Source organism: Agrobacterium sp. NPDC090283 (assembly GCF_044769685.1).
Classification (GTDB): Bacteria; Pseudomonadota; Alphaproteobacteria; order Rhizobiales; family Rhizobiaceae; genus Agrobacterium.
Genome location: NZ_JBIVYG010000003.1, coordinates 63,923 through 80,326 on the forward strand (window position 1 = coordinate 63,923; position 16,404 = coordinate 80,326).

The following is a 16,404-nucleotide window of genomic DNA, read 5'->3' on the forward strand; positions in this document are numbered from 1 at the left end:
CTCGCTCCGGGCGCTGCGCCCGGGGTGGCGAGGGTGCGTGAATGGTGAAGACGGAGCGTCAGGCCAGACTTTGCGACGATCTGTCGGCTGCGGCCGACAAATCCCAATGGCTGGAGGCGCTGCGGGAAGTGATGCGCGCCTTCGGTTATGCCTATGTGACCCTTTTGCGGTTACCCGGCGGCCCAAATGCCTATACCTTGCCAACGGTTGTCGAAAGCAGCCTGCCCATCTGGGTCGTGAATGCGATGACCAAGGACGGCGCACTGGGGGACTGTCCCGTCATCAAGCGTGGCGCGTCATCGATGATGCCGCAATATTGGTCGCTGCAGGATGCGGATATCGCCTGTGGGCCGCTGGTCGATGCGGCGGCCTCGCTGAGCAGCATGGGCATCACGGCCGGTCTCATGGTGCCGGTGCATGGCATGTACGGCAACCGGCATCTGATGAATTTCGCGGGCGATCGGGATATCCTGCCGCAAGCCTCGCTGAACGAATTGAGCATGATCGTGCTGCATGCGCTGGAGGTTTATGACCGCCTTTGCCGCGCCGGCTCCAGAGGGCCTTCACCGCTGACGAAACGGGAACTCGACGTGGTGCGCTGGACGGCGCAGGGCAAGACCTCCGTGGAGATCGCCGAGCTTCTGTCCATCTCGGAACATACCGTCAATACCTATATGAACAACGCCATTCGCAAGCTCGACTGCGTCAACCGCACGCAGCTCGTGGCCAAGACCATACGCCTTGGCCTGATAGAGTGACGATCCCGTCGCTCTGGGAAGGCCTCTGCCTTACCGGTCGAGAACGGAACGAAGCTCGACGAGGTTCGAGCGAACCCGCAGGACGTAAAATCCCATTGTGGCGAGGTGCGACGGCATGATCCAGCCGCTTTCCTCACCATTGGAGATGATTGCCGGCTGGATGCGCAGGGCCGCTCGGGTCTGCAGCAGCGTGTCGTTCCACAGGTTGGTCAGGTTGCGTTCACGGATGACCTGCGCGAAGTCCGATCCGGCGGCGGAAAGCACGCCGTAATAACCGTAGAGCTGGCCATAAGCGAACCAGAAGCGGTCGTCGGCGCGGGTGTCGAACCAGCCGCCATTATAGTTTTCCGAACGCTCGCGCAGAATTGCGGACGTGGAGCCGATATCGCCGGCGATACGGTCGATGAACTGGATGAGGTTGTCGGCACGGGTATCGAAGACGGCCTTGCAGGCCGCGAGCTCGCCGTTGAAGGCCTGGAAGCTGCGGATGGCGGCGCGGTAGTAGCTGGGGGTCGGCGTCTTCGGGCCGAAGGGATCGAGACCGAAATACCAGGAATATTCGCTGAACTGCATGTTCCCGCGGGCTTCCTGAAGATTATTGTTGATGCCGGAGGTTCCGCGCACGCGGCCGAGCGTATCCACCAGCTCCACCGAGGTGCGGCGCACGGCCTGGTTCACGCCACGCTGGAAAGACGCCTTGTTGTCCAGAAACGGCGTGCTGTCCCAGTCCATGCCGAAGAGGCCGAGACGATAGAGCAGCATGGAGGAAATCCAGGCGTTCTGGTTGACGTTGAAATCGGTGAGGTCGGCTGCGGCGTCGACGATGGCCGAACGCTGGCACACGGGTGCGGAGGTGTTTGCGGCAACGCCGGTTGCACCGCCTGCCGGGGCGGCGGCGGGCAATTCCTGCCCGGCGGGCACGGTGCGCTCTTCAAGCTTGTAGCGCGCGACGTAATCCGGGTCGAAATTCGTCCAGACCTGGGTTTGCCAGATGAAATATCCGTAAAAGCCGACGAGAAGAATGGCGATGAGGGCGATGGGGCCCTTGATGAGCCAGTTGCGGCCGCTATACCAGCCATGGGCGGCCATGAAGGGCCACAAAAGCCAGGCGACGAGAAGACCGGCGGCCCTGCCGATGGCGCTGAAGGCTGCCTGAATCAAAGCGGTGATCCGGTCGATCATGTCGTCATAGTCTCCTCTGCCCGTGGGGCTGGACGCCGGAAGAAAACGCGCGGTCCGCCCGCGCCCTTCGGCGCTTCGCATAGACCGCGGTCCTTTACTGTCTTCCAGATATGTCCCGGTCAACCGGGATACAACATGATCGCGAAACTTTTCTCAACCTGCGGTCCGCGCCGGCCATCATGGCTTTCCATATCGATTATGGAAGGCAGCCGCCGCGGAACCGAAGGGATATGCGCTTAGAGGCCGAGCTTGGCGATCTCGTCGTTCAACCGGTCACGTGCCTTTTTCGGCAGTTTGCCGTTCTTGACGGCGTCCAGATTGGCCGGCGCGGCATCGCCGACGACGACGAGCGCGATCATGCCCATGCCGAGATGCGGTGTGCATTTGACGACGTAGGCGCCTTCCTTCTCGACCGTCACCTTCACCGTCTCGTTCATCTTGCCCTTGAATTCGGTGACACCCTCGGGGATCATGTCCTTCACGGCTGCCGCATCATGGCCCTTGTCGACGGGGACGAAGGTGATGACATCGCCAACGGCGGCCTTGACGGTTGCGGGTTCGAAGACCATCGCCTGACCGTCGCTGCCCTTGTTGAGCATCTTCACTTCGATTTCGGCAGAAAGGGCAGGAAAGGCGAAGAGGCCCGCAATGATGGCAAGACCGGCGAATTTGGCAGTTCTGTTCTGCATAGTTTTGCTCCTGAGAGAAAGCACATCCACGCGAATGTGTCGCCGTCGTCTTAGCCCAGGAGCGGTGGAGCCATCTTTGCGAAAAATCAAATGCGGCAACCGGACGCAGATGTTCAGTCGCCCTTGAACATCTCCACCCAGTGGCGGCGGCAGAAGGAAACGTATTTCTCGTTGCCGCCGACATCGATCTGCGCGCCTTCCGTCACGACCTTTCCTTCATTGTCGAAGCGGGCCACCATCGTCGCCTTGCGGCCGCAATGGCAGATGGTGCGGATTTCGCGAAGCTCGTCGGCAATGGCGAGCAGCTCTTTCGAGGCGGGAAAAAGCTTTCCCTGAAAATCCGTGCGCAGGCCATAGGTCATGACCGGGATGTCCAGCCTGTCGACGATGTCGGCAAGCTGCCAGACATGGTGTTCGGAGAGGAAGTTGGCTTCATCGATGAAAACGCAGGCGACCGGCGCTTCGGCGTGGAGGGCCGATACCTCGGCGAACAAATCGGTACTGTCATCGAAGGTCAGGGCGTCGGAGGACAGGCCAATGCGCGAGGCAACACGGCCGACGCCGGCCCGGTCGTCAAAGGCCGCGGTAAAGATCAGCGTGCGCATGCCGCGCTCCTGATAATTATAGGATGCCTGCAGCAGCATGGTCGACTTGCCGGCATTCATCGTCGAATAATTGAAATAGAGTTTTGCCATTATCCACTCCCGGAGCGCCTTCGCGTCCTTCCGACGCTTCGCAACAATGCTCCAACCTGTTGAATCGGCACATCACGCCGCGCAAAACCGATTCTCGTTTATGCCGATGCTGCAGCCAGCGTCTTTTGACGGCGAAGAAGCGGGTTGAAAAGTGCCGCAATGGGAAAAACACAGATTTCCGCAACCCGCCTTTTCGTCGCCCCGGGCGCTGAAATCCGGTTATTTTCACGATTTTGTCGCAAACGGTGCGCCAAAGCACGCAAATGCACGCGAGTTGATTGTGGCCGGCAGATATTGATAATGGCAAGGGAACGAAAAAAAAGGAGCAAACAATGTTTGCAAATAGAAGTCGCTGTCTGGCGCTCGCCGCAGCAATCTCCTCCATGACGTTCAGTGCGGCCGGCGCTGCGGAACCGGCAAGCTGTGGCACGGTGCGCTTTTCCGATGTGGGCTGGACCGACATCACTGCCACGACGGCGACCGCCACCGTGCTTCTGAAAAGCCTTGGCTATGAGACCGACGTCAAGCTGCTCTCGGTGCCCGTTACCTACACATCGCTGAAAAACAAGGATATCGACGTTTTCCTCGGCAACTGGATGCCGACCATGGAAGGCGATATCGCGCCTTATCGCGAAGACAAATCCGTCGAGACGCTCAGGGAAAACCTGACCGGCGCGAAATACACGCTGGCGACCAACGCCAAGGGTGCGGAACTCGGCATCAAGGATTTCAAGGACATCGCCGCCCATAGCGCTGATCTCGGCGGCAAGATCTATGGCATCGAACCCGGCAATGACGGCAATCGCCTGATTCTCGACATGGTGGCCAAGGACAGTTTCGGACTGAAGTCATTCGAGGTGGTCGAGTCCTCCGAACAGGGGATGCTCTCCCAGGTGGCCCGCGCCGAAAAATCCGGCGAGCCCATCGTCTTCCTCGGCTGGGAACCGCATCCCATGAATGCGAATTTCAAGCTGACCTATCTGACCGGCGGCGACGAGGTCTTCGGCCCCAATCTCGGCGGCGCGACGATCCATACCAATGTCCGCAAGGGTTACGTCGAGGAGTGCCCGAATGTCGGCGCCTTCCTCAAGAACCTGCAATTTTCCCTGCCCATGGAAAACGAGATCATGGGCAAGATCCTGAATGACGGCCTTGAGGGCGAGGCGGCCGCAACCGCCTGGCTGAAGGCAAATCCGGCGGCGATCGAGCCCTGGCTCGCCAACGTCAAGACCAAGGACGGCAGCGCCGATGCCCTGCCTGCTGCCAAGAAGGCGCTCGGCCTTTAAGCCGCAAGACGATGCATGACTGCATCCGGCCTGCGCGGCAGGCCGGATCAGCGGGAAATAACGATGCCCATGCATGACCTTGCCTGTGAATTTTCAGACATTGTAGGTCATGCGCCAGCACCGCGTCCGGCAGTTTTGCTGCCGGCCGTCATGTCTGCATTGGAGCAATTCCGGTGAAACGGGATGACGATGCTCCAGTTCTTTGTTGTCTGCGCAATTCCGGACGCAAAACCGCTCTGCATTTTTGCCGGAATTGTTTTAGTTCACGAAAGGTCTTTTCTTACCGTGGAATGGCTCAGCGCTCCTGAAAACCGCCTGCCCGTCGGCCGATATGCCAAGGAGGCCATTGACTGGCTGACCGGCAATCTCGCTTTTTTCTTCGATTGGCTTTCCTTCATTTTCCAAAGCGTCATCAACGCCCTGCTTTATGTGCTGCAGGCGCCGCATCCGCTGATCATCGTGGCGATCCTGACGGCGCTTTCCGCCTGGACGCGCCGCTCCGTCGGCATGCCGGTCTTCACCGCGCTCGGCCTGCTGCTCATCATCAATCTGGGCTACTGGAAGGCGACGACGGAAACGCTGGCGCTCGTCATCGCGGCCAGCGCGGTCTGCATGATCATCGGCATACCGCTCGGCATATTGGCGGCCCGGCGCAAGTGGATTTATGCCGGCATGCGCCCGGTGCTGGACCTGATGCAGACCATCCCCACCTTCGTCTACCTCATTCCGGCGCTGGTGCTGTTCGGTCTCGGCATGGTTCCGGGGCTCATCGCCACCGTCATCTTCGCCATTCCGGCTCCCGTGCGGCTCACCCGCCTCGGCATCGTTTCGACGCCGTCGGCGCTGGTGGAGGCGGCCGTCGCCTTCGGTGCGACGCCTTCGCAGGTATTACGCAAGGTGGAGCTTCCCTTCGCCGCGCCGCAGATCATGGCCGGCCTCACCCAGACGATCATGCTGTCGCTGTCGATGGTGGTCATTTCGGCGCTCGTGGGCGCCAATGGTCTCGGTGTGCCTGTCGTGCGCGCCTTGAACACTGTCAATATCGCCATGGGCTTCGAGGCGGGACTGTGCATCGTCATTTTGGCGATCGTTCTCGACCGGCTTTTCCGCCTTCCCGGCGCGGAGGATGATCTATGAGTGACGCCATCATTTTCGGAAATGTCGATATCGTTTTCGGCGACCGGCCCGATGCGGCGCTGCCGATGATCGACAAGGGCAGCACGCGTGACGAGATCAATGCCGAGACCGGGCTGGTCCTCGGCGTCGCCAATGCCTCGCTCTCGGTCAGCGAAGGCGAAATCCTCGTGCTGATGGGGCTTTCCGGTTCGGGCAAATCGACCCTGGTCAGGGCCGTCAACGGGCTTGCGCCCGTCGTGCGCGGCAGTGTCAGCGTGAAGACCAAGTCCGGTTATGTCGATCCCTATCGTTGTCCGGCGAAAGCGCTGCGCGACCTTCGCATGCACACGGTCTCCATGGTCTTCCAGCAATTCGGCCTTCTGCCCTGGCGCAATGTGGCCGACAATGTCGGCTTCGGGCTTGAACTTTCCGGCGTGCCGGAAGCCGAGCGCAAGCGCATGGTGGCCGAGCAGCTGGAACTGGTGAACCTTTCCGCCTGGGCCGACCGCAAGGTGGGAGAGCTTTCCGGCGGCATGCAGCAGCGTGTGGGTCTGGCGAGAGCCTTTGCCACCGGAGCGCCGATCCTGTTGATGGACGAGCCGTTCTCGGCGCTCGACCCCCTGATCAGAAGCCGCCTGCAGGACGAGCTTCTGGAATTCCAGAGCCGGTTGAAAAAAACGATTCTGTTCGTCAGTCACGATCTGGACGAGGCGTTCCGTATCGGCAACCGTATCGCCATGATGGAGGGCGGACGCATCATCCAGTGCGGAACGCCGCAGCAGATCGTCAAGCAGCCGGCCACGCCCTATGTCGCGGATTTCGTGCAGAACATGAACCCGATCTCCATGCTGACCGCTGCCGACGTGATGAAGCGGGGCGTGGACGAACGCAATGGCCAGATGGCTGTCGCAGCCACCGCCCGTCCAACGTCGCCGCTGATCGATATTCTCGACGCGCTGTCGAAACACTCAGGGGCGATCGGCGTCGTCGACAATGGCGCGATCATAGGCACGATTTCCGCTGATGAAGTCGTGGCGGGGCTGACGCGTCACCGCAAAAAATAATGATTCGCCTGTCTGAAAAAGAAAGGGCCTTCCGTCACGGAGGGCCCTTTTTTGTTCCGGCAAGATATTTGCGGCGCAAGTTATACCTTCCCACGGTAGAAAAGAATATTTTTGATATCATAAGTTATGCATGAAAATAATTACTAATAAAAATCATATTGCAAACTTAGAGAAAATTGCGCAAAGTTAATCTAGATTCTTTAGCTCGCTGCTAAATTTAAGGTGGTAATAGATTGTCACCCTAAAAACCGGCGTCGGGAATTAAGATTGAAGCGCTCAACTTTTGATCGTTTATTGCTTATAAATACTGCTGCTAATACATGTATTTATCATTAAACTGACAAAAAACAGGCAAAAAGCTGATAATTTAGTCACACTGTCTTAAGTAAATAACCGATGAAGAATAGTCTTTGGAAGGGACACGATATAAGCAAGATTTAGGTATATACAACGTATCAGCCGAATTATAAAAACACCTTTTGGAACACCTATAATAGCCACCATGACCGTCTTTTTCGACTGTCATCAGGAGACTTGAGCGTATGGATAACCAATCTCTGTCGGAACATAGCATCGCCGCTGCAGACTTGCTCTCAGCCATGGCGAATCCCAAGCGCCTGATGATCTTGTGTACGCTGGTGGATACGGAAGTGCCGGTTGGTGTTCTCGCTTCACAGGTTGGTCTCAGCCAGTCCGCTCTCTCGCAGCATCTTTCGAAACTGCGTGCCCAGCGGCTGGTGAAGACACGACGGGATGCGCAGACCATCTATTATTCCAGCAATTCCGAATCCGTGAAAAAAATCCTCGCCTCCCTCGAGGAAATTTACTGCCAGACACAGAAGAGCAGCAAGACCGCAGCCTGATCCCACGGCCCTGTTAAGGCCCGGCAGCATCACCCGATTGAAACCGGCGCACGACGCCGGTTTTTCTGTTCAACGGCCTTCGCCGCAGTGCATCCGGCACCGGGGTTGAGGTTTGGCATCGGCGCCGCTTTCAGCCCAATGCAACAGATTGCATCTGTTGCTTCAGGCGGCTTGCCGCAGCCGCATATCCGCCGTCTGCGCCATCCACGAAATGCATGTGGTCTTTCGAAAGCGGGGATGGCACGATACAGGTCATCAAGGCGGCATCCTGCTCATGCAGGCCGTAATAACAGCTTCCCGAGAGACGGCCCTGTTCCAGCCGGGCGCGGATTTTTTCGAGCCGTGCGCCGTCGATATCCACCGTCATCTTCAGGCCGTCATCGAATTTCCTGAAATCGGTGTTGCTGGCGACCGAACGCCGGTAGCGTATCGCATTGAACGGTCCGAACGAGAGCCCCGTCACGCTCAAAAGATTGACGAGCAGGGACTCGCCGAGAATGCGAAACGAGCGGCGTACCTTGCCCCAGACATCGTGATAGGCAGCGCCGGCCCGAGCCTCGAGGCCGAGACCCTCGCGCACGAAGCCGAGTTTCGGCCCATCCTCCGGCACGGGGTGACCGTGTCTTGCATCCTGCTCGGCCAGATCGACGAGATCGATGACCAGCTTGCGGAATGCCGGCATGTCCCGCGATGGACCCGGCACGGCGATGATCGACACCACCTTGCCGTGGGTGGCCGGAATGGGGTTCCAGCGGCATGAAAGACCGGTGAGATCGGGGCGCTCGCCCGTTTCGGCTGCGGGCAGGGCATATTGCCCCTCCTTCATCCGCGCTTCCGCCCAGCTGTTGCCACCGCCCGAAAACATGGCGTAGGAAACATCCTCGCTCGCCTGAAAGCGCGCGACACGAATATCGAAGCCATTCTGACGAATATCCTCGACGGGAACCAGCGCCACGCGCATGGCAAGATCGAGATCGTCTTTCACCCAGCGCTGCACATTCGAAAGCGCGGTGCGTGCGACAGAGAGCCCCTGGGGCGGCACCGCGACAGCGGCACCATCGCCGCCGAAAACGAAGGGCAGGTCGTGACGCCCGAGACTGTTCGATACGCCTGAAATGACCGCCGCACCCGCCATGTTGACGGCCTTGTAGCGGCCGGTGCCGATTGCCGTGGTCGAATCAATGATATCGGCGATGGCCAGCCCCCATCCCGGCGGCAGGGCGCGATAAAGCGTCGGGTCGGCCACGTCTTCAAAATGCCGGAAGACGGGCAGGCCCGCCAGAAATTCTTCATCTGCTGCGATCATGGCGTATTATCCTCCAGCGGCGGCCAAACGCCAAGCGTTTACGGAAGGTCGATTTGCCCGTTCAGACGGCGCAATCAGGGCCGATCCGGCGATTGATTTACCGCTAATAGACCTAATCCAGCAAAGGTGACTTGCATAAATCATCAAACCTTCCGTATGAGTTGAGTGGAAGGCTCGGAATTCAAAAATGGAACGAGTTTTCGCCGGGAGGCGTCCGATAGTTTCATTCGGTCGGCGCCCATGGCGCTCACCGGGTCCGCGACCCCCTTTAAGGAGACACCAGGATGAAACTGAAGACATTGACCAGCGTGACGCTTGCAGCGTCCTTCGCATTCGCACCCCTTGCTCATGCCGAGATCGTCATCGGCCTGATTGCGCCGCTCACCGGTCCTGTCGCCGCCTATGGCGACCAGGTGAAGAACGGCGCCCAGACGGCAGTCAATGAAATCAACAAAAAGGGCGGCATCCTCGGCGAACAGGTCGTGCTGAAGCTTGCCGACGATGGCGGCGAGCCGAAGCAGGGCGTTTCCGCGGCCAACCAGCTGGTGGCCGAAGGCATCCACTTCGTCGTCGGTCCGGTGACGTCGGGCGTCGCCATTCCGGCATCGGATGTCTTTGCCGAAAACGGCGTGCTGATGGTCACCCCGACAGCGACCGCGCCGGGCCTCACCAACCGTGGCCTTTCCAACGTTTTCCGCACCTGCGGTCGTGACGACCAGCAGGCCGAGGTTGCGGCGAAATATGTTCTCGCCAACCTCAAGGACAAGAAGATCGCCATCATTCACGACAAGGGCGCTTACGGTAAGGGCCTTGCGGATTCCTTCAAGGCGACGCTGAATGCCGGCGGCGTGACCGAAGTTCTCTATGATGCGCTGACCCCCGGCGAAAAGGATCTCGGCGCGCTGACGGCCCGTCTGAAGGCCGACAATGCCGACATCGTCTATTTCGGCGGTTACCACCCGGAAGCGGGTCTTCTGGTGCGCCAGCTGAAGGATATCGGCTCCAAGGCTGCCGTCATCGGCGGTGACGGCCTGTCGAACAGCGAATTCTGGAACATCGGTTCGCAGGCTGGCGAAGGCACGATCTTCACCAATGCTTCCGACGCGCTGAAGAACGACGATTCCAAGGCCGCTGCCGAAGCCCTGAAGGCCGCCAACATTCCGGCGGAAGCCTTCACGCTCAACGCCTATGCCGCCGTCGAAGTCTTGAAGGGCGGTATCGAGAAGGCCGGCAGCGCCAAGGATTCCGAAGCGGTCGCCAAGGTTTTGAAAAGCGGCGAGGCTTTCCCGACCGCAATCGGCAAGGTCACCTATGGTGAGAGCGGCGACCTGACCTCGCAGGCCTTCTCGCTGTTCAAGTGGCAGGACGGCAAGATCGTCGCAGCCGAATAAGCTGATCCTAACCGGCCGCACCCGTTGCGGCCGGTTTCATTTTACGGTCTGAAAAGAGGCAGGGCAGCATGGCCGATGCGGGAACGCAAACGGACGGGGAAATCGGCTTCGAGCGGATATTCCCGATTGTCAGAATTTTCGACGAGGCCAAGGCACGGGAGTTCTATGTCGACTTTCTCGGTTTCGAGGTCGACTGGGAACACCGCTTTGGCGAAAACTTCCCGCTTTACATGCAGGTTTCGCGGGCCGGAATGGGGCTTCACCTCAGCGGCCATCACGGCGATGCGACGCCGGGTTCGAATATCTTCGTCACAATGCGGGGAGTTCACGCCTATCAGGAGGAACTGGTGGGTAAAAAATATCGCTTCCTCAATCCTGGTGTCGAAGAACTGCCCTGGGGTGATGTCATGGAAGTCATTGATCCGTTCGGCAACCGCATCCGTTTCTGCGAGCAAAAAGGTAAGGACTGAGATCCAGGCTGGCGCCGCATGGCTCTTGACCTCGCCGGTTGTTTGAACGATAGAGACGCCAATAGCGAACCGCGCGCACGGAGACCCCGTGCGCGCGGTTCGTGCGTTTTGGCAATCGGTCATGCAATTCGTTCGCATCCGCACGGGGGCAAAAATGAACAGTGAAGGCAATGCGCTGGTCCGGAAACTGGCATTCTGGAGCATTCCGCTTTCTTTCGGCGTGCTGGGCCTCAAGCTCGTGGCCTGGTGGGTCACCGGCTCGGTCGCGCTTTTATCGGACGGTCTGGAATCGACCGTCAATGTGGTGGCGGCCTTCATCGCCTATTTCGTCATTCGTTACGCGCAGAAGCCCGCCGATGACGACCACCAGTTCGGCCATCACAAGGCGGAATATATTTCCGCCGTCGTGGAGGGCGTGCTGATCGTCGTTGCCGCGCTCCTGATCGTGCAGGAGGCCTGGGGCGGTCTTTTCAACCCGAGGCTGCCGGAAGCGCCGGCGCTTGGTCTTGCCATCAATGCGGCGGCGGGCGTCATCAACGCCATCTGGGCGACGATCCTGATCCGTGTCGGTAAAAAATATGCTTCCCCGGCGCTCGCGGCCGACGGCCATCACATCATGTCCGACGTCGTGACCTCGGCAGGCGTTCTCGTCGGCCTTATTCTGGCGCTTCTGACGGGTTATGCCATTCTCGATCCGCTGCTCGCCATTCTGGTAGCCATCAACATCCTGTTCCAGGGTTCCAAGGTCATTCTGCATTCGCTGGGCGGGCTGATGGATCGGGCCGTGGAGCCAGAAGAGGACGAGGCGATCAAGAAGGCCATTGCCGAACATTCCGGCGGCGTCATTGGCGTCCATGATCTGAGGACACGCCGCGCCGGCTCGGCCGCCTTCATCGATTTTCACGTCGTTGTTCCAGCCGTCATGACGGTGCGCGAGGCGCATGATATTTGCGACCGCCTTGAAGATGCCATAAGGGACGTCATACCGGGCGCCAGCCTTGCCATTCACGTCGAGCCTGAGGGCGAAAAGGCGCATGGCGTCAAAGTGATTGTTTGAAAAACAGGAGTTTCCATGTCCGTGACGGATGTTTCCGGCCTGTCGCAGCTGGGCACGAAGGTCGATACGCCTGAGAGCCCGGAAAAGGCCGTTCTCGAAAAAGTGCCGAATGGCAATGCCGGCACCGATTATGTGGTGCGCTTCACCGCACCCGAATTCACCTCGCTTTGCCCGATGACCGGGCAGCCGGACTTCGCCCATATCGTCATCGATTATATTCCGGGCGATTTTCTGGTGGAATCGAAGTCGCTGAAGCTCTTCCTGCAGTCCTTCCGCAACCACGGTGCCTTCCACGAGGATTGCTCGGTCTATATCGCCAAGCGCCTGGTAGAGCTGCTTCAGCCGAAATGGCTGCGCATCGGCGCCTACTGGTATCCGCGCGGCGGTATTCCGATCGACGTGTTCTGGCAGACCGGACCGGCGCCTGAAGGCGTGTGGCTACCGGATCAGGGCGTTGCACCTTATCGGGGCCGCGGCTGATCCGGCTTTTTACGCGCTTTAAGGTTCAGGCGAACGAACCGTCATCGCCTGAATCGGAATCCATGTCGTCGGCGCTGTCGTCGTAATCGGCCTGCTGGATATCGTCGTCGTCGTTGTTCTGCGGGCTGGCGCTGTCGCCGTAGTAATTATTGATGACGGTTTCCTCGACAGGCGCGTTGCCGGCAGCATTACCGCCGCCGAAGGGCGAGCCAAGGCCGAGCGACGACATGTGGCTGCCGAAAATGCCGCTCAGCGAATTGGCGAGCAGCATGCCGCCCGCGACACCCGCGGCGGTGCCGAGCGCGCCCTGCAGAAAACCACCGCCTGAAGAACGCCCGAATGCGGCGGGCTGCTGCTGGCTCCAGGGGCCGCCGGGTTGCTGGCCTGCCGGCGATCCCCAGGGGCCGGCCGTCTGGCCAGCGGTATCGTTGCGCCATGACGTTTGCGGGGCAGGGGCGGGTGTCGGCGCTGGCGGCTGTGACTGGCCGGTTCCGAAGATGGAACTCAGGAAGCCGCCCTGCGCTGCGGCCTGTGGGGCGCTGTTACCGCTTTCCAGCGTATGGATACGGTCTTCGAGCTGCTTGATATGGGCTGCCGCCGCTTCCAGACCCTTTTCCTGAACGATGACCGCCTGGGCGAGATAATAGGGGGCTGCGGGCTGATCGCGCACGGCGTCTGCGATCAATGTTTCCGCCTCGCGGTCACGCGGGGTGGCGGATGCGGCCTTGGTTCTTTCGAACAGGCCCTTGAGAAGCTGGCTTTCTTCCGGTGACATATGCTGCCTCCTTACCGTGAAGCGAAAATCCACGATAAGGAGGTAGGCCTCAATTCCGGCTTTTCAAAGCGGTCCGAATTTTAAATTTCGGTAATGATTGTCAGCCGCCGAAGGCAAGCGAGAGACCCGCAATTGCCGTCAGCGCGCCGACGGTGCGGCTGGCTGCCGAACCGAAACGGGCAATGCCGAGGCCGAGCGCGATGCCGGCCACATGCAGGATGGCGGTGGCGATCATGAAGCCGATACCGAATTGAAGCGCGCCGGCGCTGCCGAGTTCACCGCCATGGGCATGGCCGTGGAAAAGCGCGAAAGCGCCGACAATTGCCGCCGCCGCTGCCGTGGGAAGCCTTGCCGCCATGGCGACCAGCAGGCCGAGGCCGATGACGGAGGCGAGAATGGCCGGTTCGACGAAGGGAAGCCCGATGCCATAAACCGCCATCAGGAAACCGGCTGCCATGGTGCCGACGAAGGCGGAAGGCACGATCCACAGCGCCTTGCGGTCGTTCTGCGCCACGGCGATCTGCGAGGCCCAGATGCCGACAGCCACCATCGCCAGAATGTGGTCCGCACCAAAGAAGGGGTGGGAGACACCGGCCATGAAGGAACCGTGTTCTTCCGGGTTTAAATGGGCGAAAGCGGGCAGGGCGGTAACGCCCAGTGCGGCGGCAGTGAGGCTTAGTCTTTTCAGCATGGTTCCCTCTTGAAATTATGGCTGTCCGCAACGGAATCTTGGGCTTCCCGCAGCAGGCGGCGCTGCAATGAGGCACTGACGATATCGCGAAGGCCGACAGGCTGTCCATGCGTCATCTGCCGGGGGTGGTGTTTATTGTTGGCGGGCAAACCTTGCCTTTTTCTCTCATTGCCTTACGTAACAAGTCGCACTATGTCCGAAGGGCATGCACGAATTTTGCTGGAGAGAGCCGTTGATGAACGAAGACGAAGACGACAAGAGCAAGGAACTGCCGATCGGCAAGGAAACGGAAGCGAATCTTTTCAAGTCGCGTTCGATCTTCATCTATGGTGGCATCACGCAGGAACTGGCGCAGAAGGTCTGCACACAGCTCGTGGCTCTTGCCGCCGCCAGCGACGACGACATTCGCGTTTACGTCAATTCGCCGGGCGGCCATGTCGAATCGGGTGATTCCATCCACGACATGATCAAGTTCATCAAGCCGAAGGTCTATATCATCGGCACGGGCTGGGTCGCTTCCGCCGGCGCGCTGATCTACGTTTCGGTGCCGAAGGAACGTCGCCTCTGCCTGCCGAACACCCGCTTCCTGCTGCACCAACCCTCCGGCGGTACGCGCGGCATGGCATCCGACATCGAAATCCAGGCCCGCGAAATCATCAAGATGAACCAGCGCCTGATCAAGATCTTCTCCAAGGCCACCGGCCAGAGCGAAGAAAAGATCGCCAAGGATATCGATCGCGATTACTGGCTCGGCGCGGAAGAGGCCAAGGATTACGGCCTCGTCGGCAAGATCGTCGAGAGCCAGTCGGAACTCTGAGTTTTCGATTTTTCAGTTGAGAAAGCCCGTATCGGTGGAAACCGGTGCGGGCTTTTTCCTTTTGGGCCGGTGTTATTTCATCATGTCGCAGGCCTTCATCATGTCGGCCTTTTTCATCTTGTCCATTTCCATGCCGGCCTTGTGCATGCAATCCTTCTTGCTGGCCATGGACATGCCATCTTTTTTCATCGTCTCCGTCTTCATGGTGTCGGTATGCATGGTATCCTTCTTCATCGTATCGGTTTTCATGCTGTCGGCATGGGCGATGCCTGCGAAGGAAAGAGCGGACAAAAGGGAAGCGGCGGCAATGGCGGTAAAAATGCGGGTCATGAAGGGTCTCCTCTGGACGTCGTTGAATGTCCGCCGGCATCGCGCCGGGGCTCACGATTGTCCATTCGTCCGGGAACGGCCGGCCGTTACATCTTCACGCGCTTGTGAGGACAAGTTCGGGCGAGATTTTTTTAAAGCCACTATGTAACAATACCCTGCCGATTGCGAATAACCCGATAGTGACGATGACAGGCAGCCCTTCGGAAGAGACATTAAAAATGCTGATGCTGCGTTCCCTCGATGGGGACGAAGGCGCCTACAGGCATTTGCTTCATGCCCTGAGGCGGCTGCTGATCGCCTATTACGGCCGGCGCATGGCCGCCGCCGCCAGAGGCGATGTCGAAGATCTCGTGCAGGAGACGCTGTTGTCGCTTCACGCCAAACGGGAGACCTACGATCGTGCGAGACCGTTTACGGCGTGGTTTTTCTCGATAGCGCGCTACAAGCTCATCGATCACTATCGGGGCAGGGGCTCCCGAATGATGGCGGAAGTCGAACTCGATGAGACGCTGGAGGCGGAGTCTCCCGTCGATGCTGTCGTGGCCCGCATGGATGTGGAACGGTTGCTCGACGGCTTGCCCGAGCGGCAACGGGATCTCATTCGAAGGGTGAAGCTCGAAGGTCAGTCGATCGCCGAAGCAGCGGAAAAATCCGGTCAGACGGAACTCGCGGCGAGAGTTGGTATTCACAGAACGCTGAAAGTCCTGGCGGCAAAGTTGCGGGGGGACAGGTGAGAAAGACGGAAGACATCATCGAACGACTGGCGGGTGATCTGAAGCCCGTGCCGGCTTTTGCGCTGGAGCGCAGGCTGGCGCTTGCCGCCTTGCCCGCGCTCGGCGTTTCGCTGCTGCTGATGTTCGCCATTCTGGGGCTTCGCGTCGACATGAGCGACGCCATGACCGAACCGGGTTTCTGGGTCAAATCCGCCTATAATGCCCTGCTGGCCCTGACTGCATTTCCCGCCGTCATGCGTCTTGCGCGGCCGGAGGGTGAAAGGGGGGGGCTGTTCGCCTGGCTTGCGGTGATTTTTGTCGCCATGGCGGTGATCGCGCTCGTCCAGCTTGGATTTGCCGTGCCGGGCACCTATCACACCCTCATTCTCGGATCGTCGGCGCTGCATTGCCCATTTTTGATCGTTGCTTTCGCGCTGCCGCTGTTTCTGGCGAATTTCGCGGTTCTCAGGCGTTCGGCCCCCGCTGATCCCATGCTTGCGGGTTTTGCCGCAGGCATCGCCGCGGGTGCGGCCGGGGCGTGGGTCTATTCCTGGTTCTGCACCGAAAACGGCATGGCTTTCGTATTGATCTGGTATTCGCTGGGCATTCTCTTGACCGGCATCATCGGCGCTTTTGTCGGTTCGCGTCTGCTGCGCTGGTGAGTGATGTAAATCGGCTCGGCTGCCGGTGCCGGCCCGGACATGGTCCAGAGCCGGCATCT

19 protein-coding genes are annotated in these 16,404 nt (G+C 59.5%); 12 read left to right on the top strand and 7 right to left on the bottom strand.

Annotated elements, in window-relative coordinates:
- Positions 1-41 precede the first annotated feature (41 nt).
- Complete coding sequence (locus ACIQUH_RS05825) at positions 42-758, top strand: helix-turn-helix transcriptional regulator (RefSeq protein ID WP_400813074.1); 717 nt, start codon at positions 42-44, stop codon at positions 756-758.
- A 30-nt stretch (positions 759-788) separates the two neighbouring features.
- Here ACIQUH_RS05825 and ACIQUH_RS05830 read toward each other — a convergent pair whose 3' ends face one another.
- The 3 genes from ACIQUH_RS05830 to ACIQUH_RS05840 form a co-directional block, all read right to left on the bottom strand.
- Entirely contained in the window at positions 789-1,940 is a 1,152-nt protein-coding gene (locus tag ACIQUH_RS05830; protein ID WP_400813075.1) for a DUF2333 family protein, read from the bottom strand.
- A gap of 236 nt (positions 1,941-2,176) precedes the next feature.
- On the bottom strand, positions 2,177-2,629 hold the full coding sequence (locus ACIQUH_RS05835) for a pseudoazurin (RefSeq protein WP_400813078.1): 453 nt from the start codon (positions 2,627-2,629) through the stop codon (positions 2,177-2,179).
- Between the two features lie 113 nt (positions 2,630-2,742).
- Positions 2,743-3,324, bottom strand: a complete 582-nt coding sequence (locus tag ACIQUH_RS05840) for a thymidine kinase (protein WP_400813081.1) — start codon at positions 3,322-3,324, stop codon at positions 2,743-2,745.
- Positions 3,325-3,707: 383 nt separating this feature from the next.
- On the opposite strand from ACIQUH_RS05840, the gene ACIQUH_RS05845 reads away from it, so the two are divergent.
- The 4 genes from ACIQUH_RS05845 (at position 3,708) to ACIQUH_RS05860 (ending at position 7,653) form a co-directional block, all read left to right on the top strand.
- On the top strand, positions 3,708-4,610 hold the full coding sequence (locus tag ACIQUH_RS05845) for a choline ABC transporter substrate-binding protein (RefSeq protein WP_400156389.1): 903 nt from the start codon (positions 3,708-3,710) through the stop codon (positions 4,608-4,610).
- Between the two features lie 285 nt (positions 4,611-4,895).
- Complete coding sequence (gene choW, locus ACIQUH_RS05850; protein WP_400813083.1) at positions 4,896-5,747, top strand: choline ABC transporter permease subunit; 852 nt, start codon at positions 4,896-4,898, stop codon at positions 5,745-5,747.
- On the top strand, positions 5,744-6,790 hold the full coding sequence (gene choV / locus ACIQUH_RS05855; protein WP_400813086.1) for a choline ABC transporter ATP-binding protein: 1,047 nt from the start codon (positions 5,744-5,746) through the stop codon (positions 6,788-6,790). The genes choW and choV overlap by 4 nt, the downstream gene beginning before the upstream one ends.
- A gap of 542 nt (positions 6,791-7,332) precedes the next feature.
- Positions 7,333-7,653 (top strand): ArsR/SmtB family transcription factor, encoded by a 321-nt coding sequence (locus ACIQUH_RS05860; RefSeq protein ID WP_400813088.1) that lies wholly within the window; start codon positions 7,333-7,335, stop codon positions 7,651-7,653.
- A gap of 130 nt (positions 7,654-7,783) precedes the next feature.
- Here the strand turns inward: ACIQUH_RS05860 and ACIQUH_RS05865 are convergent, their stop codons facing one another.
- Positions 7,784-8,959: a DUF3095 domain-containing protein gene (locus ACIQUH_RS05865; protein ID WP_400813091.1), complete on the bottom strand. Its 1,176-nt coding sequence runs from the start codon at positions 8,957-8,959 to the stop codon at positions 7,784-7,786.
- A 284-nt stretch (positions 8,960-9,243) separates the two neighbouring features.
- Between ACIQUH_RS05865 and ACIQUH_RS05870 the strand changes: the two genes are divergently transcribed.
- The 4 genes from ACIQUH_RS05870 to queF all read left to right on the top strand — a co-directional run bounded on the left by ACIQUH_RS05870 (position 9,244) and on the right by queF (position 12,357).
- Positions 9,244-10,350: a branched-chain amino acid ABC transporter substrate-binding protein gene (locus ACIQUH_RS05870; protein ID WP_400813093.1), complete on the top strand. Its 1,107-nt coding sequence runs from the start codon at positions 9,244-9,246 to the stop codon at positions 10,348-10,350.
- Positions 10,351-10,418: 68 nt separating this feature from the next.
- Positions 10,419-10,820 carry a glyoxalase superfamily protein gene (locus tag ACIQUH_RS05875; protein WP_400813096.1) on the top strand — a complete coding sequence of 134 codons (402 nt, stop codon included), beginning with the start codon at positions 10,419-10,421 and terminating at the stop codon, positions 10,818-10,820.
- Between the two features lie 154 nt (positions 10,821-10,974).
- Positions 10,975-11,877, top strand: a complete 903-nt coding sequence (locus ACIQUH_RS05880; protein WP_400813098.1) for a cation diffusion facilitator family transporter — start codon at positions 10,975-10,977, stop codon at positions 11,875-11,877.
- A 15-nt stretch (positions 11,878-11,892) separates the two neighbouring features.
- Positions 11,893-12,357: a preQ(1) synthase gene (queF, locus tag ACIQUH_RS05885; protein ID WP_400813101.1), complete on the top strand. Its 465-nt coding sequence runs from the start codon at positions 11,893-11,895 to the stop codon at positions 12,355-12,357.
- A 25-nt stretch (positions 12,358-12,382) separates the two neighbouring features.
- Here the strand turns inward: queF and ACIQUH_RS05890 are convergent, their stop codons facing one another.
- Positions 12,383-13,132 (bottom strand): DUF2076 domain-containing protein, encoded by a 750-nt coding sequence (locus tag ACIQUH_RS05890; RefSeq protein WP_400813104.1) that lies wholly within the window; start codon positions 13,130-13,132, stop codon positions 12,383-12,385.
- A 100-nt stretch (positions 13,133-13,232) separates the two neighbouring features.
- Positions 13,233-13,823 (bottom strand): HupE/UreJ family protein, encoded by a 591-nt coding sequence (locus ACIQUH_RS05895; protein ID WP_400813106.1) that lies wholly within the window; start codon positions 13,821-13,823, stop codon positions 13,233-13,235.
- A gap of 235 nt (positions 13,824-14,058) precedes the next feature.
- On the opposite strand from ACIQUH_RS05895, the gene ACIQUH_RS05900 reads away from it, so the two are divergent.
- Positions 14,059-14,640, top strand: a complete 582-nt coding sequence (locus ACIQUH_RS05900) for an ATP-dependent Clp protease proteolytic subunit (RefSeq protein ID WP_003523060.1) — start codon at positions 14,059-14,061, stop codon at positions 14,638-14,640.
- A 72-nt stretch (positions 14,641-14,712) separates the two neighbouring features.
- Here the strand turns inward: ACIQUH_RS05900 and ACIQUH_RS05905 are convergent, their stop codons facing one another.
- On the bottom strand, positions 14,713-14,970 hold the full coding sequence (locus tag ACIQUH_RS05905) for a pentapeptide MXKDX repeat protein (RefSeq protein ID WP_400813109.1): 258 nt from the start codon (positions 14,968-14,970) through the stop codon (positions 14,713-14,715).
- 185 nt (positions 14,971-15,155) lie between these two features.
- Between ACIQUH_RS05905 and ACIQUH_RS05910 the strand changes: the two genes are divergently transcribed.
- Both ACIQUH_RS05910 and ACIQUH_RS05915 read left to right on the top strand, forming a co-directional pair.
- Complete coding sequence (locus tag ACIQUH_RS05910) at positions 15,156-15,704, top strand: sigma-70 family RNA polymerase sigma factor (RefSeq protein WP_400813110.1); 549 nt, start codon at positions 15,156-15,158, stop codon at positions 15,702-15,704.
- On the top strand, positions 15,701-16,345 hold the full coding sequence (locus ACIQUH_RS05915; RefSeq protein WP_400813112.1) for an NrsF family protein: 645 nt from the start codon (positions 15,701-15,703) through the stop codon (positions 16,343-16,345). The genes ACIQUH_RS05910 and ACIQUH_RS05915 overlap by 4 nt, the downstream gene beginning before the upstream one ends.
- The last annotated feature ends 59 nt before the right edge of the window (positions 16,346-16,404 follow it).

Coding starts and splice junctions, on each gene's coding strand:
- ACIQUH_RS05870 (WP_400813093.1), top strand. CDS start 9,244: ATGAAACTGAAGACATTGACCAGCGTGACGCTTGCAGCGTCCTTCGCA.
- ACIQUH_RS05900 (WP_003523060.1), top strand. CDS start 14,059: ATGAACGAAGACGAAGACGACAAGAGCAAGGAACTGCCGATCGGCAAG.
- queF (WP_400813101.1), top strand. CDS start 11,893: ATGTCCGTGACGGATGTTTCCGGCCTGTCGCAGCTGGGCACGAAGGTC.
- ACIQUH_RS05865 (WP_400813091.1), bottom strand. CDS start 8,959: ATGATCGCAGCAGATGAAGAATTTCTGGCGGGCCTGCCCGTCTTCCGG.
- ACIQUH_RS05880 (WP_400813098.1), top strand. CDS start 10,975: ATGAACAGTGAAGGCAATGCGCTGGTCCGGAAACTGGCATTCTGGAGC.
- ACIQUH_RS05910 (WP_400813110.1), top strand. CDS start 15,156: ATGACAGGCAGCCCTTCGGAAGAGACATTAAAAATGCTGATGCTGCGT.
- choV (WP_400813086.1), top strand. CDS start 5,744: ATGAGTGACGCCATCATTTTCGGAAATGTCGATATCGTTTTCGGCGAC.
- ACIQUH_RS05860 (WP_400813088.1), top strand. CDS start 7,333: ATGGATAACCAATCTCTGTCGGAACATAGCATCGCCGCTGCAGACTTG.
- ACIQUH_RS05875 (WP_400813096.1), top strand. CDS start 10,419: ATGGCCGATGCGGGAACGCAAACGGACGGGGAAATCGGCTTCGAGCGG.
- ACIQUH_RS05895 (WP_400813106.1), bottom strand. CDS start 13,823: ATGCTGAAAAGACTAAGCCTCACTGCCGCCGCACTGGGCGTTACCGCC.
- ACIQUH_RS05835 (WP_400813078.1), bottom strand. CDS start 2,629: ATGCAGAACAGAACTGCCAAATTCGCCGGTCTTGCCATCATTGCGGGC.
- ACIQUH_RS05890 (WP_400813104.1), bottom strand. CDS start 13,132: ATGTCACCGGAAGAAAGCCAGCTTCTCAAGGGCCTGTTCGAAAGAACC.
- ACIQUH_RS05825 (WP_400813074.1), top strand. CDS start 42: ATGGTGAAGACGGAGCGTCAGGCCAGACTTTGCGACGATCTGTCGGCT.
- ACIQUH_RS05845 (WP_400156389.1), top strand. CDS start 3,708: ATGACGTTCAGTGCGGCCGGCGCTGCGGAACCGGCAAGCTGTGGCACG.
- ACIQUH_RS05905 (WP_400813109.1), bottom strand. CDS start 14,970: ATGACCCGCATTTTTACCGCCATTGCCGCCGCTTCCCTTTTGTCCGCT.
- ACIQUH_RS05840 (WP_400813081.1), bottom strand. CDS start 3,324: ATGGCAAAACTCTATTTCAATTATTCGACGATGAATGCCGGCAAGTCG.
- ACIQUH_RS05830 (WP_400813075.1), bottom strand. CDS start 1,940: ATGATCGACCGGATCACCGCTTTGATTCAGGCAGCCTTCAGCGCCATC.